Raw genomic sequence first — 14827 nt, forward strand, 5'->3', positions numbered from 1 at the left:
AGCAGGAATCTTACCATATTTTGTCGAATACTTTTTAGAATAATGCTTTAAATTCTAAATTTTTGCAAAAAGGGGAATTGGGCAATGAAGCGGTGCACAATGTTGCTTCTGATTATTTTTCTGCTTTTGCTCGTACCTCCTACAGCCGCTCACGCCGAAAGAGAGGATATAAGGTACCAAGTAGAACTGGAATATCCACCGTATAAATATGTAGAAAATGGGTATTTGACCGGGTTTGATATTAATTTGAGCACGATGATTTTTGAGAAGCAGGATTATCTTATTCACTACAGTACTGGGCAATGGGATGAAGTTTACAGTCGGCTGATTCAAGGAGATATTGAGATAGCAGGTCTTATGGCAATTACGGAGTCGCGTAACCAAGAGGTGTTATTTTCAGATCCAGTTATTAAAAACTATATTTCCATCTATGCGAGGCGAGAGCTTGAGGATGAGATCGATTTAAAGACGTTGGGAAGTTACAAGATTGGATTAGGGAATGGACAGTATTCTGCAACCGTGCTGAACAGCAAGGTGGGGATTACAAATTACATAGAATATGCAACGACTCCTGAGGCCTTGAAGGCTTTAGAAACTGGGGAAATCGACCTTCTATTTGAGAATCAGGAAGTGATCGATTATCTGATTGCTGAACAGAAATTGAAGGGGAGTATTATCAAAAAAATGAGCAATCTCTACCCTAGGGATGTTGCTTTTGCAATAAGTAAATCCGCTCCGGAGCTAGTAACTTATGTTAACGAGAGATTGGATCGACTGCATCGTTCCGGTGCTTTTGAAGAGCTGTATCAGCACTATTTCTTCGTTCATTCAGATTATTATAAAGTTATGATGCGCAATAGATTTATTGTGGGAGCCATTATTCTGCTTGGTCTTCTAATCATTAGTGCGGTTTTGCTAAAAATGTATATTAATCACTTACGGCGTGCGGTTTATTCGGAACAGCAATTTTTTGAGGATGTAATAGAGCATAGCGGTATGGTGGTTTGGGCTGTGCAGGCGGATAAAAAGGTAGTTCGGTTTAACAATTACGCTGAGCGAATGACGGGCCTATGCGAGAATGAAGTAGTGGGCAAAAACATTGAGGATATCGAGGGTCTGGCAGGCAGTACGGCGGCTATTCGGAATCTGCTGGAAAGGGCAGTTCAGCTTGACTATGTTGATAATATTGAGCATAAACTTCCGGACAATTCGCCAGCAGCGCGGTATTTTTCATTTCGGACCACCTTGTTAAAAGGATTGGATAAGCAGGCAGCTGATATTTTTGTGCTTGTAGGAGTGGATATCGATGAGCGCAAACAAAATGAGCTAAGGCTTCAGCAAAGTTATGAGGAACTGGAAGCTACTTACGAAGAGCTGTCAGCGACAGAGGTCGAGCTACAGGAGCAATTTGCTAAGCTGCAGGTAGGTGAACGACGGTTCAGTCTCGCGACAGAGGGTTCTGGTGCTTACATGTGGGAGCTTGATTGGGAGACAGGACTGTATAATCTATCGGATCGCTGGTACAAGCTCATGGGCTATACGGAGGATGAAATTAATTCATTCGAAAATGGGGTGCTTAGTATTATTCATCCCGATGACCAGCCATCATCCCAAAAGGCAAGACATGATCATCTGGCAGGTTTAACCCCTATCTACGAGACGGAATACCGCATGCGGACCAAAGATAATCAATTCGTCTGGTTTGAGGTAAGTGGTAAAGCTATCGTTGATCCAAAGGATGAAGTTGTGTTATTTATCGGTTCACTGATTGATATTAGTAAGCGGAAGCAGGTAGAGCTAAAGCTGAGCAACAGTTATCAGGAGCTTGAGGCAACCTATGAACAGCTAACAGCCACACAGCAGGAGCTTGTAGAGCAATACGATATGCTGGTGGAGAATCAAAAACACATGCATCGTCTAGCTTATGTGGATGAGCTTAGTAATTTACCCAACCGTGTATGTCTACTGGAATCTATGGAGAAATATCTGCAATGTTCAGGAGGCAAGGCGGCGCTGTTGTTCGTAGATACCGATAATTTTAAATACATCAATGATACCTTAGGGCATAAATCCGGTGATGTTCTCATTCAGAAGGCTAGCAAAAGGCTGCAGTCGTTGGTGCGTGAAGGGGATATGCTCTCTCGGCTCGGTGGGGATGAATTCGTGATTTTTATTAAGGATATAGAAGACCACGAGGATGTGTTAGACCTGGCGGAGCGTATCATGAGAGCGTTCAGGCAGTCCTTTTTAATCGGAGAGAGTTATTTGTACGTTTCCGTAAGCATCGGAATTTCCTTTTATCCGGAAGATGGGGAGACCACCGAGCAAATCTTAAAAAATGCGGATGTCGCTATGTACCGGGCAAAAGAGGATGGCAAGGGGACTTATGTGGTATATGACAAATCCATGCATACTGCGTTTAATGAACGGATGAATATAGAGAAGCATTTGCGCAGTGCCATGAATAATAATGAGTTTGAGCTATATTATCAACCGCAGGTGGATATCCAGTCTGGATTAATCTCTGGTTTTGAGGCTTTAATTCGCTGGAATAGTCCAACGCTGGGCTTTGTATCTCCACTTTCTTTTATCAAAATCGCCGAGGATTCCAGGCTGATTATTTATATTGGAGAATGGGTGCTTAGGGAATCGTGCATCTTTATGAAGGGCATTCAAGATCGTATGGGCATTCCTTACAAGATATCAGTTAACATTTCCATTATTCAACTATTGCAGGATGATTTCGTCGAGATGGTGCAGGAAAGTCTGGCTGAAAGCGGGCTAAAGCCTAGTTGTCTTGAACTGGAAATCACCGAGTCTATCTTTATGGAATCGTTTGAGAGTATCGTGAATAAGCTTCAATTCCTCAAATCCCAAGGCATTCGTATTGCGCTGGATGATTTCGGAACGGGGTACTCATCTCTTAGTTATTTGCAGCAATTGCCGATTTCTACGCTTAAAATGGATAAAACCTTTATCGATTCGCTTTCGGAAAAAGCTTACAGCCAGTCTTTTGTGCAGACCATTATACAGCTGGGACACAATATGGGGCTGGAGGTCGTTGCGGAGGGAGTGGAAGAGATCAGCCAGCTGGATTTCCTCAGAAAATCGGGCTGCGATAAGGTACAGGGGTATCTGGTTAGCAGACCTGTTCCGAAGCAGGAAGTGGTGGAGCTTTTGGAACCGCAGAAGCGTTACGGAATATAGCAGTTGATACACAGCCCTCATCTACAAGGTGGGGGTTTTTGGTGTGTAATGCTTCTGAGATTAAGTCTTTGCAAAAAAACAAGCTCCGACAGATAAACAGTGTCTGTGGAGCTTGTCACTAGCTGATGACAATTTTATTCTTCCCGGTGTTTTTAGCTTCGTAAAGTGCATCATCAGCCTGCTGAAAAGTGGAATTTTTGGAGTCTGCGCCTGTGTAATCATGCATCCCGATACTGACGGTTATGCTTTTACCTTCCATTTCGGCAAAAGGGGTATCGGCTACTTTGGCTAGAATTTGTTGCATGATTTCATAGGATCGCTCAAAGGTTTTGGTAGTCAAAATGACAATGAATTCCTCGCCACCGTACCGCGCGGCGAAATCATCAGGACCGATATACTCGAGCAGAATCGCTGCGACTTTTTGTAATACGATATCTCCAACGGAGTGTCCATAGCAATCATTTACTTTTTTGAAATTATCGATATCCATAACGGCAAGCTGCATGGAGAATGGATTACTCTGCTGATGCTCAATTAGCCAACCTAAATATTCGTGAAAAGTCTTGTGATTATACAGATCAGTCAGGGGGTCTATCTTAGATAGACGATCCATAATTATATTCTGAATGCGTAATTCCTGTTCTGACTTAACGGAGTTCTGCAGGGATTGCATCAAATCACGTCCACGAACGATTACTGCAAAACCTGCCAAAGCAGTGCCTGCAAAAATAAGAGCGATAATGATAGTTTGGGTGATCGGTAAGTACTCGTGAATGGGTGTCCTGATGAATAAAATGATCGTGTACAGTAGAGAAATAGCAGAAGTGGCTATCATATAACTGCTCTTCAGATAGATCATCGAGACTAGTAGCGGGAACAGCATAATTAATGATTTAACATGCAACTCATCGCTGAGATTGACGATAATCAAAACCGCAAATAGATGGCTTGCAACCGTAATGGCGAGTTGGGCCCACAGAGGCCTCCATCTATAGATTACTTCTAGAATAATGATCAAACTCACTATGATGGAATCAGAAATCAACGAGTGCTCAATATAATCGTTCCTGGTTGGGGTTTCCGGACGCTGGCTCCATAAGGATAGAGAAACAATGAACTGAATACTTAAATACACAATCAGGATGATCCAGAATGAATTGAGAAGCACACGATTCCAATAGGTCTGACGAGGAGTTTGAGGTGTGGCGCGCATAATGTGATCCTCTTTTCCAGTGGCAATATGCTTATATATTCGACAATAAGCTCAGGTTTCCTCTTGATGGCTTTCTTGGAAGCGGGAGTTCAACAAGCATCTTTATAAGGGGAGATTGCCTGGCCCGGGGAATGATTGAACGAAAAGGAATACTATAGAAAGTATTTCCTTTAATTAACTCTGCTGATATAATGTTAGAATACATAACATCAATCGAGTGGAGTGGAATTGAAGATGCAGATCCGTCCAAACCAGATTTTTGTAGTCGTCCTGTTGCTTCTTGTCAGTGTGTACAGCTTATTGATTGACATGCTCTGGATTCATAAGCTGGTGATTATTCTGTTTATGGGTTCTCTAGGATGGTTCTCGCTGAATACATCCCGCTACGGTTATCGCAAAGAAGCGCTGCTGAAGGAGTCACAGAACAAAGTGGAGCTTCTTGGCAATGAGATTGTAGTTACCTCGGATCGGCTGCATGGTGCACTTGAAGAAATCAGCCGCCATACAGAGCAGCTGCAGCAGACAGCGGATTATTCACACGCGTATGAAACGGATTTAAGGATTCGCAGCAACGAAGCTAAAGCCAATATTGAAGGGGCCTATCAGACGATGGGCGGTGTAGCTTCAGTTACAGCACATATCGAAGAATTGACGGAAAAACTAGGCTCGAATATGCAATATGCCCGGCAAGGAATGACAGCAATGGTAGATTCCCTGAGCATTGCAGATGGGGTGATGAAGGATCTGCAAACACAGAGTGGGGACATGTTAGCTAAGTTTACTACCCTGAGTAATCATATTGCGATGGTAGAGGAGATCAATACATTGATTAACTCCATTGTGAATGAGACCTCATTGCTCGCGCTGAATGCTTCTATTGAAGCGGCCCGGGCCGGTGAACAGGGCCGCGGATTTGCAGTAGTGGCCAGCCGGATTCGGCAGCTGGCTGATCAAAGCAAGAGCTCGGTAGACCGCTCCTCAGGCATCTTGCTTGACATTAATAATGGAGTACAGCAGGTGCTGGAATCCGTTACGAAAGAGCAAGTCTCAGTGGAGCGTGGGGTGAACGAGGTCGGCACGGTGAAGCTTCGACTCGATGATATCGCGTCGAGAGTAGATGAAGTAGGCAGCGCCGTGACGGAAACAATCGATGCTGCCGCGAAGCAGGGCAAGCTGATTGTAGAAGTGACAACGGAGCTGAGCGGTGCGGTGGCTATCGTGAATGAGACGATTGCCAATGTAGACCTTACGCTGGAGCAGGTGACACGGCAGCGGGATCAAATTGGGCAGCTGAACGAAGTCAGCGCCAATCTGTTAGCGGAGTCGCAATCCTTGCAGCAATCGGTTACTAGCATTGCGGGCAGAGCGGAAATTGAGATGAGCCAATATGCAGCCCGGCTTCAGGAAATGCAGAGTCTCTTGGAGACGATTTCCGCCAAGGAAGAACTTTACGCTCCAGATACTGAAGTTCATCAAGGTGTTTTGAACGCTTACATTAAGAAAATTCCAGATGTACAAGCCATTTGGTCTAATCGGACGGATGGAACCTTTATCTACTCCGAGCCAGCGGCTGGCTTGTTGAATGCTAAGCGGCGTGATTGGTGGAATGGGGCCATGAATGAAGGTGAATATGTCTCTAAACCTTACGTATCTGCGATTACGAAACGTTCTTGTATTACATTATCTAGAGCAATCCGGAATCGTCAGGGAGATGTAGTAGGCGTGGTGGGTATTGATTTAGCGGTGTAATAAAGCAACAGCAGCAAGCCCTTCTGTAGCAGAGGCTTGCTGTTTTTTTTATTCCGATGCTAACACAACTTAGCTTTAGGTAGCGCTGACCTGCAATTGCTTCCACGTTGCCTGCCAGTTTTTTTGTGCAATTCGTTTTTCATAAATAGGGAGTAAGCTTGGATTATTGTTGAAATGAGGGGTAGCCCGCAACACTACATTAATAACATCCGCAATCCCATGCGGAGCGGTTAGGATAACCTTACCGTATTCATCTAAGGAAAGCCCAAGCGCTGTAGCTGTTTCCGGAAACTTGGAGATGGCATCTACAGATGACGTATAGGGTGCAAGGTTGTTAATGGTATGCATTCTTGCTTCATTCTTAACGGACCATGGCACATGGGGATTTAAATCTCTTAGTTTTGCCTCCCATTGCTTTTCCACTTCCTCATGAAGATTGCTGCCGTCATAATAAATAACATCAATATCTGGCAAAGGGGTCCGTTCTTCAAATCCATGTAAGGTATCCCAGATTTTTGAACGTACAAACCCAGCACAAACCCACCAGTCAGGTAACTGTAGCGATCTGGCATTTTCTAAAATATCCATCATCCAGGGATCATTATGTACAAGCTGAATGATATCTGCCTCGTGTTCTATCTTGCGCAAACTGCCACCTCCTAATATTCATGCTTCCAATCTGTTAATATCATACAACAAGAGTTTCAATAGAGGTATAAAGGGACAGGCTGAATGGACAGAGGCATGAACTATCTTTATAATGAATCGACATCGAGACCTTTGGAGGCGGTGACCGTGCAATATACGTTTACTATATTACTGCAATTGTTGGAAAGAGCTGCGTTATTGCTGATGTGTCTATTTGTATTGACTCGTCTGCCGCGGTTTAAAGAGGTTTTTCAAAAAGGGAGTTACGCTCCGCAAGAGCTTGCTATTGCAACGATGATCTTCAGCTTATTTGCCATTTTCGGCACTTATAGCGGAATTAATGTGGAAGGTTCGCTTGTGAATGTACGAATTATCGCCATCGTATCTGGCGGGATTTTGTTCGGGCCATGGGTTGGACTTATAACAGGCATCATCTCAGGGGTTCACCGTTTTCTGATTGATATCGGAGGGGTAACCTCTCTTCCTTGTCTGATTACGAGTATCACCGCGGGCATAGTGTCTGGGATAATCTATCGCCGCACCTCTGGTGAGCGTCGCTGGATAGCAGGCATTTTGGCGGGAATGGCCTGTGAGGCACTGACGATGCTGCTCATTCTAGCGATGGCTCAGCCGATGTCGCTGGGTGTGGATATCGTGTCCAAGATCGCTTTTCCGATGATTATGAGCCAGATTAGTGTCGGCCTGATTGTCGTGTTAGTGCAGAGCGTGGAAGGTGAGAAGGAACGGATTGCGGCTAAGCAGTCCAAGCTGGCGCTTGATATTGCCAATAAGACCTTGCCGTATTTTCGCAATATTAATCAGGAGTCGCTGCACACCATCTGCCAGATCATCAAAGAGGATATCGGTGCAGACGCTGTAGCGATTACTGATACTCGGTTTATTCGTGCCTATGTTGGTGTGGGTGAGGAGGATTATGAGACAACTAACGATATTATCAGTGAGGAAACTAAAGTAACGTTGTCCAGTGGTGAAATTACCATCCGTAATGATGATAGTGATTACGTGAATCCGCAGATCAAGTCGCTGATCATTATTCCTTTGAAGGAAAAGGGTGAGGTGACGGGAGCGCTCAAAATCTATTACACCAAAGCCCACAAGATTACCTACTCACTTCAAGCTATGGCCGTGGGTCTGTCGCAAATGATCTCTACCTTGATGGAAGTGTCGCGGGTGGAAGGCATTAAGGAAATGGCGAACAAAGCGGAGCTGAAGGCACTGCAGACCAGCATTAACCCGCATTTTTTATTCAATGCACTGAATGCGATTGCGTCCTCGATTCGAATTAATCCGGATAAGGCGCGTGAGCTGATTGTGAATCTGTCCGGTTATATGAGATACAATCTGGAGCTTACCGATGAATTCATTGATATCAAACGAGAGCTACAGCAGGTCCAGCAATACGTAGAGATCGAAAAGGCGCGTTTTGGAAGCCGGCTTAACGTGCTTTATGATATTGATGAGGTTCAGGTTCGGATTCCGAGTCTGATCATTCAGCCGCTTGTAGAAAATGCGATTATACATGGCATACTGAAGGTAAGAGGGACAGGAACAGTAACGATTTCTGTAAAAGACCACGGGGATACCGTACGGGTGGGCATTCGCGATACCGGAGCTGGCATCAGCGAGGAAACGATAGAGAAGGTCTATACTGGCGATATGCCGGAGAATAAAATCGGGCTGTTTAATGTACACCAGCGGGTAAAGCTGATCTATGGGACTGGACTTACCATTCAGAGATTGGATAAAGGTACGAACATTTTTTTTGATGTTAAAAAGGAGGACCAATGAGAGCGATCATCGTAGAAGATGAAGAGCTGGCAAGACAGGAGCTGGCTTATTTAATAGAGACGCACAGCGGGATCGACATAACGGCACAGTTTGAAGATGGGTTGGACGCGCTTAAATTTTTGCAGAGTGATACGATAGATGTGATTTTTCTGGATATTAATATTCCCTCCATCGACGGAGTGCTGTTGGCACAGAATATCAGTAGATTCTCGGTAAAACCCTACATAGTGTTCATCACTGCGTATAAGGAGCATGCCGCTGAGGCGTTTGAGATTGAAGCTTTTGACTATATTCTTAAGCCTTATAGTGAGGTACGCATCAAAGCCATGCTGCACAAGCTGGAAAATGCGTTTGCCAGCCGTGGACGACATGGGGAAGAAGAACGTAATCCGGTCAGTGACAAGGTCAATCTGTGGAAAAATGAAAAGATTATCGTAGTGAATGCCGACGATATTTATTACGCCTCCGCGCAGGAAAAAAGCACAAGTGTGATGACTAAAGGTGAGGAATACAGCATGGCACTTAGTATCAGCGATTTCTTTCAGCGGCTGCCGCAGGATCGTTTTTTTCGCTGCCATCGTTCCTATATTGTTAACCTGTCCAAGATCAAGGAAATCATCCCGTGGTTCAATAATACGTATTTGCTGCGCCTGCATGATTTGGATTTTGAGGTGCCGGTAAGTCGCAGTAAGGTAAAAGAATTCAGGCAGATTATGCGCTTATAAATGCAATTCATTCTTCATTTCCGTCATCTCATGCCGGATTTCTCTCAACATCGGCTGGTTTAGCTACAATAAAGAGGCGATAGAAGCTCTTGTAGCAGACAACGAGAGAGAAAGAAGGAAAAGACCATGACTACGACAATGGACAGCAAAAGTACCAAACGGTGGCTAATCGTATTAGGTACAGTAATTATGCAAATGGGTCTAGGTACCATCTATACATGGAGTTTATTTAATGCGCATCTGGTAACAAAATTTGGCTGGGAGCTTAACTCCGTTTCGATTACTTTTTCTATAACGAGCTTTGCACTCGCTTTCGCGACCTTGTTCGCAGGGAAGCTGCAGGATCGTTTCGGGCTTCGCCGTTTGACTGCTACTGCTGGGATTGTGCTCGGACTAGGATTGATCCTTAGCTCGCAGGCCAATTCACTCTTCATGTTCTATTTATTGGTTGGGGTGATCGTTGGTTTTGCGGATGGGACAGCTTATATCACTTCATTATCTAATTTAATTAAATGGTTTCCGAATAATAAAGGTTTAATCTCCGGCGTGTCCGTTGGTGCTTATGGAACAGGGAGTTTGATCTTTAAATATATTAACGGCGGGTTGATTGACTCAGTGGGTGTGTCTAATACATTTATGTATTGGGGTTTGATTGTTATGGGCATGATTGTAATCGGTTCCTTGCTCGTAAGAGAAGCTCCGGTTCAAGCGGCCCCAGCACCAGCGGGTTCAACGACAGCTGCAGTAATGAGTTCACCGAAAGACTATACGGTCAAAGAAATGCTGCGGACAAAAGAAGCTTATCTGCTATTTATCATCTTTTTCACCGCTTGTATGTGTGGTCTGTATTTGATCGGTATTGTAAAAGATATCGGCGTGCAGCTGGCTGGACTTGATGTACAGACAGCAGCTAGTGCGGTGGCTATGATTGCGATCTTTAATACAGCGGGACGTTTAATTCTGGGTGCTTTATCTGACAAAATGAGTCGCTTGAAGCTGGTAGGCGCATCACTTGCTGTAACTGCGGCGGCTATGCTGACCCTCAGCTACGCGACCCTGAATTTCGGACTTTTCTTCACTTGTGTAGCAGCCATTGCGTTCTGCTTTGGCGGGAATATCACGGTGTTCCCGGCCATTGTCAGCGACTTCTTCGGACTGAAAAATCACAGTAAGAACTACGGAATCGTCTACCAAGGTTTTGGTATTGGTGCCCTTTCCGGTTCGTTTATCGCCGTCTTCCTAGGCGGGTTCAAACCAACCTTTGTTATCTTTGGCCTCTTGTGCCTGCTGGCCTGCATCATCGCGATTTCTCTGAAACCGCCAGTGGCGAAGTCGAAAGAGAAAAAAGCGCTGCGTCTCAAAGCAACGGAACGTACGGCTTAAGGTGTAATTGAAGTTAGAGCCAGGCAGCGATTCTCCGGTTAGTGGAGAATTGCTGCCTGTTTTTTTGATTTGCGGTGGCTTGCTGAGCTGAGACTTGTTTGGGCGGATTATCTTCAATTGGGAGAAGGAGTTTTGCTGGGATCTGAGAAGTAACTGCATTCTGTACAACTATTCCGTATGAAATAGTGAATCTTCGGACTTTAGCTGTATTCTGTACAACTAAAACCTCGAGATGTTGCTTAGAGGCGAAAAAACCAAGGAAATAGTTGCACCAAATACAGCTATATCTAATGGTGGCGTGATGCGTGAAAAAATAGTTGTATGAAATACAGTTAAACGTGACTACCCTTGCACCAGCACCAGCACCAGCACCAGCACCAGCACCAGCACCAGCACCAGCACCTATATCACTACGAGCGCCTAGCACCTACATCACTAGGAGCACTTAGCACCTACATCACTAGGAGCACCTAGCACCTATATCACTACAGGCACCTACACCAGCACCTACATCAGTACCAGCATCTGTACCAACGTCTGTGCGCCTGCACCATCACTTTTGCCATTCCTTTCCCTTTGTCTCTCTTTTGCGTCTAAACATTGCCTCCGTTACTGCTCAATATGTTTATTTAGAGGGTGGATAGATTTGTCGGACGCACAGCGGATTTTTTGTAACTAGGTAAGCAAGTACATCAATAGGACAGTGTGGTCGAAGCAGTGTTGGATGTGATCTGATTCTTGCGGAACTCGGATGGGGAGACCCCGCTAAGTTTATTGAATATGCGGTTGAACTGGGAGAAACTGTTGAATCCGCATTGCCCGGCGATCTCGGAAATCTTCAGGCGGGTGTAAATCAGCAATTGCTGGGCATTACGGACCCGGGTCATCTGAATATATTCTGTCAGCGTGGAGCCGGTAATTAACTTAAATTGGTGTGATAAATAATAGGAGCTGATAAAGAACTCTTTAGCGAGGAAATCAAGGGATAACTCGCTGTTGTAATGGCTATGGATGTATGCGGTGATCGAGTAGATTTTTTGCATAATGGCATTTCCGATCTCCTCTGGGACATAGCTGTTCTGATCCCTGCGCTGGTATAAAGCACATAGAAACTGTTGGAAAAGGCTGTGAATCAGTACTGGATTTAATGGTGAAGTGCTGTGTGATAAGGTGAAGATAGCGTTAAGAGGATCAAACACGGCTTTGCGCAACTCTTTTGGCAAACGGTAGATCGGTATTTCTTCCCAAAATGAGAGAAACATACTTTTGTAAGCGTTCTCTAAACCGGGTATATCCTTGGGCATGGCGAAGTTTATGATCAGCCGCTTAAACGGCGGCCCTTCCGGATATTGTGTCTTATGCATCCGATAAGGACGCAGGAGCACGATGTCATACTGCTGGAGGGCGCAGACATTCCCATCGATAATATGAGTGGCTCGGGAATCCATTAAAATATGAATCTCGTAAAAATCATGAAAATGCTGAAACTCCATATTGATATCGTGAGAACGCTGGTCATAATCAAAATAGTAAAAAAGGGGATCAACGGGCGTGTTGATACGTACGCTATATCCTTGTTCGTACAGTAAGTCGCTTTCAAGCAAATGCTCTCACCGCCTTATTCTGTAATATGCACTTATTATATGTTCAGAAAAGCAAGATTTGCAATATATGAGGGTTATTACAGCAAATATAAAGTAGTTTTTGTATGGAATGGTTTGATATATTACGGGTGAAGGAACTAGCCAACATGAGGGAAGACCCAAAATGGCAGGCGAAGGGGCGGAAAACAGATGAACAACAGCCGGATTAGTAAAGTTGAGATCATTGAAAAGCTGAACCGCGTGACGGATAAGCTGCTGAAGCTGGAGCGGCCGGAAAACGAAGCCGAACTGCAAAATTTAGGGGAGGATGCGGGACGACGGGGGTATTTTGCTCGTGATTTTGGCATGGAGGAATGGGATTGGCCGCAGGGAGTGGGGCTTTACGGACTTCAAAAGCTTGAGCAGCATTTCAAGGATGAGCGTTATCAAGAATATGCCAAGCTTTGGATGAGCAAGCAGCTGGGCAAGGGGCTGCCGAGCCGGAATATCAATACAACAGCGCCGTTGCTGTCATTGATGGAACTGAAGGAAGCGGAGGAATTAAGCCTGGAATGGGTGCAGTGGTTGATGCATGGCCTGCCGCGGACGAAGGAGTCTGGTTATCAGCATGTCACAACAGGAGCGAGCAAGGATGAAGTTACGCTCAACGATAATGAAATCTGGATTGATACGTTATTTATGGCTATTTTGTTCACGGCAAAAATGGGTGTGAAATACGATAATTCCGCATGGCGGCAAGCGTCGCTTTACCAACTGCTGCTGCATATCAAATACCTGTATGATAAAAAGACAGGGCTGTTTTTTCATGGCTGGCATTTTGGCGGCCGGCATAATTTCAGCGAAGCCTTCTGGTGCCGGGGTAATAGCTGGTTTACACTCGGCCTGCCTGAATACCTGGATTTGATGGGGCCGTATCTGGACAGTGGAGTGTTTGAATATCTCCAACAGATCCTGAACGCACAGGCAACAGCTTTATTAGCCTGCCAGAGCGGAGACGGATTATGGCATACGCTGCTGGACGACTCTAGCAGTTATACTGAAACGTCAGGCTCAGCAGCTATCGCAGCGGGTATTTTGCATAGCGCACGCAGGGGGTTGTTGCCGGAATCGTATGCAGGTCATGCCCTGAAAGCGATCCGGGCGGTGCTGGACAGAATTGACGATGAAGGCACGGTGCTTGGTGTATCCGGCGGCACTCCGATTGGTGCTGCAAAAGAAGATTATAAGCAAATCATTATTGCCCCCATGGCCTACGGGCAGGCCATGGTTTTAGTCGCACTAGGTGAAGCGTTACATTACTGTTGAGGTTGAGTAAATAGCTAAGGCGAGAGTCAAAAAAGCTGGAGAAATATTTGCTTGTAACTTCGCTGGTGCTTGGAGTATACTATTTTCGGGATGGTTAAGCGCTTACCTTGAAGGAGGATAAGCAAACATGGTAAATCCGATCGTAGTTGGCATTATTGGGGCAGGCAGAATTGGCCGGCTTCATGCAGATAATCTGCGTGTAATGCCGTCGTTTAAGTTGAAATCCATTGCGGAGGCTGTGGTAAGTGAGGAATTGCTGGTCTGGGCAGAGAGCCGGAATCTTGGCTCTGCATTTGTGAATGGGCAAGACCTTCTGAATGACCCTGAGATCGAGGCTGTGTTTATCTGCACACCTACGGATACCCACGCCTCTTGGATTGAGCTAGCAGCCCGGGCTGGGAAACATATTTTCTGTGAAAAGCCGATCAGCCTGTCGTCGGAGTTTACCCACCAGGCACTGAAGATAGTGGAGGATGAGGGTGTATTGCTACAGGTCGGCTTCAACCGGCGAATGGACCCTAGCTTCCGCAAACTTAAGCAACTGGTTCAGTCAGGAGAGCTAGGCAGTCCACATGTTGTGAAGATCACATCACGTGATCCGCAGCCTCCGGGTGAGGCTTATGTGCGGTCTTCCGGCGGGATGTTTATGGATATGACGATTCACGATTTTGATATGGCCCGTTATCTGATGGGTGAGGAAGTAACAGAAGTTTATACCCGAGGTGCCAATCTCGTTGATCCGATGTTTGGGCGCTGCGATGATGTGGATACAGCTGTCATCACGCTGACCTTTGCCAGTGGCGCAATCTGCGTCATTGATAACAGCCGTAAGGCTGTATATGGTTATGATCAACGTGTGGAGGTGTTCGGTTCCTGCGGCTCAGCCACCGCCGACAACTGCCGTCCAACAACTGTAGAGGTTTCAACCGCTGCTTCGGTCACACGCGATCAGCCGCTTCATTTCTTTCTCGAGCGGTATAACCAGGCTTTCGTGGAAGAGGTTGCCGCATTTGCCCGGGCAATCCGCTTGCAGGAGCCTATCATTTGCAGCGGGCTTGATGGGCAACAGGCGGAACGGATTGCCGAAGCCGCTAAAGAATCCTATCTTACCGGGCTTCCGGTCAAGTTGTCTTCTTGTGCCGGAGAGGGAATATCGGCGACACATGCTTTGTAAGCGGATGCAG

The 14827-nt window shown here is 45.6% G+C and carries 10 protein-coding genes; 7 read left to right on the forward strand and 3 right to left on the reverse strand.

Translation table 11 applies throughout. From position 1 onward, the window contains the following. Positions 1-84 precede the first annotated feature (84 nt). Complete coding sequence (locus NYE35_RS02100; RefSeq protein WP_341120058.1) at positions 85-3207, forward strand: EAL domain-containing protein; 3123 nt, start codon at positions 85-87, stop codon at positions 3205-3207. A 118-nt stretch (positions 3208-3325) separates the two neighbouring features. Here NYE35_RS02100 and NYE35_RS02105 read toward each other — a convergent pair whose 3' ends face one another. After that, the gene (locus NYE35_RS02105) at positions 3326-4420 is read right to left on the reverse strand and encodes a GGDEF domain-containing protein (protein ID WP_038568323.1); all 1095 of its coding nucleotides are present in this window, start codon (positions 4418-4420) and stop codon (positions 3326-3328) included. 234 nt (positions 4421-4654) lie between these two features. Here NYE35_RS02105 and NYE35_RS02110 point away from each other — a divergent pair, with 234 nt between their 5' ends. Continuing rightward, positions 4655-6169 (forward strand): methyl-accepting chemotaxis protein, encoded by a 1515-nt coding sequence (locus NYE35_RS02110; RefSeq protein WP_051491509.1) that lies wholly within the window; start codon positions 4655-4657, stop codon positions 6167-6169. Between the two features lie 75 nt (positions 6170-6244). Here the strand turns inward: NYE35_RS02110 and NYE35_RS02115 are convergent, their stop codons facing one another. Next, positions 6245-6760 (reverse strand): nucleotidyltransferase family protein, encoded by a 516-nt coding sequence (locus tag NYE35_RS02115; RefSeq protein ID WP_051491511.1) that lies wholly within the window; start codon positions 6758-6760, stop codon positions 6245-6247. A gap of 261 nt (positions 6761-7021) precedes the next feature. Between NYE35_RS02115 and NYE35_RS02120 the strand changes: the two genes are divergently transcribed. The 3 genes from NYE35_RS02120 (at position 7022) to NYE35_RS02130 (ending at position 10734) form a co-directional block, all read left to right on the forward strand. Then, positions 7022-8626, forward strand: coding sequence for a sensor histidine kinase (locus NYE35_RS02120; RefSeq protein WP_280513476.1), 1605 nt, complete (start codon positions 7022-7024; stop codon positions 8624-8626). Further along, positions 8623-9351, forward strand: coding sequence for a LytR/AlgR family response regulator transcription factor (locus NYE35_RS02125; RefSeq protein WP_341120061.1), 729 nt, complete (start codon positions 8623-8625; stop codon positions 9349-9351). Before NYE35_RS02120 ends, NYE35_RS02125 begins: the two co-directional genes overlap by 4 nt. Before the next feature lie 138 nt (positions 9352-9489). Continuing rightward, positions 9490-10734, forward strand: a complete 1245-nt coding sequence (locus NYE35_RS02130) for an L-lactate MFS transporter (RefSeq protein WP_036687460.1) — start codon at positions 9490-9492, stop codon at positions 10732-10734. A 692-nt stretch (positions 10735-11426) separates the two neighbouring features. On the opposite strand, the gene NYE35_RS02135 is transcribed toward NYE35_RS02130, so the two are convergent. Next, the gene (locus NYE35_RS02135; protein ID WP_038568333.1) at positions 11427-12338 is read right to left on the reverse strand and encodes a helix-turn-helix transcriptional regulator; all 912 of its coding nucleotides are present in this window, start codon (positions 12336-12338) and stop codon (positions 11427-11429) included. A gap of 189 nt (positions 12339-12527) precedes the next feature. Between NYE35_RS02135 and NYE35_RS02140 the strand changes: the two genes are divergently transcribed. Together NYE35_RS02140 and iolG are read left to right on the forward strand one after the other, a co-directional pair. After that, positions 12528-13643, forward strand: a complete 1116-nt coding sequence (locus tag NYE35_RS02140) for a glycoside hydrolase family 88/105 protein (RefSeq protein WP_341120063.1) — start codon at positions 12528-12530, stop codon at positions 13641-13643. Positions 13644-13770: 127 nt separating this feature from the next. Further along, positions 13771-14817 (forward strand): inositol 2-dehydrogenase, encoded by a 1047-nt coding sequence (gene iolG / locus NYE35_RS02145; RefSeq protein WP_052096728.1) that lies wholly within the window; start codon positions 13771-13773, stop codon positions 14815-14817. Positions 14818-14827: the final 10 nt, after the last annotated feature.

It is taken from the genome of Paenibacillus sp. FSL L8-0494, from assembly GCF_038003695.1.
In the GTDB taxonomy this organism is placed as follows: Bacteria; Bacillota; Bacilli; order Paenibacillales; family Paenibacillaceae; genus Paenibacillus_AQ; species Paenibacillus_AQ odorifer.

Coding starts and splice junctions, on each gene's coding strand:
- NYE35_RS02110 (WP_051491509.1), top strand. CDS start 4,655: ATGCAGATCCGTCCAAACCAGATTTTTGTAGTCGTCCTGTTGCTTCTT.
- NYE35_RS02120 (WP_280513476.1), top strand. CDS start 7,022: ATGTGTCTATTTGTATTGACTCGTCTGCCGCGGTTTAAAGAGGTTTTT.
- iolG (WP_052096728.1), top strand. CDS start 13,771: ATGGTAAATCCGATCGTAGTTGGCATTATTGGGGCAGGCAGAATTGGC.
- NYE35_RS02100 (WP_341120058.1), top strand. CDS start 85: ATGAAGCGGTGCACAATGTTGCTTCTGATTATTTTTCTGCTTTTGCTC.
- NYE35_RS02115 (WP_051491511.1), bottom strand. CDS start 6,760: ATGATGGATATTTTAGAAAATGCCAGATCGCTACAGTTACCTGACTGG.
- NYE35_RS02125 (WP_341120061.1), top strand. CDS start 8,623: ATGAGAGCGATCATCGTAGAAGATGAAGAGCTGGCAAGACAGGAGCTG.
- NYE35_RS02130 (WP_036687460.1), top strand. CDS start 9,490: ATGGACAGCAAAAGTACCAAACGGTGGCTAATCGTATTAGGTACAGTA.
- NYE35_RS02140 (WP_341120063.1), top strand. CDS start 12,528: ATGAACAACAGCCGGATTAGTAAAGTTGAGATCATTGAAAAGCTGAAC.
- NYE35_RS02105 (WP_038568323.1), bottom strand. CDS start 4,420: ATGCGCGCCACACCTCAAACTCCTCGTCAGACCTATTGGAATCGTGTG.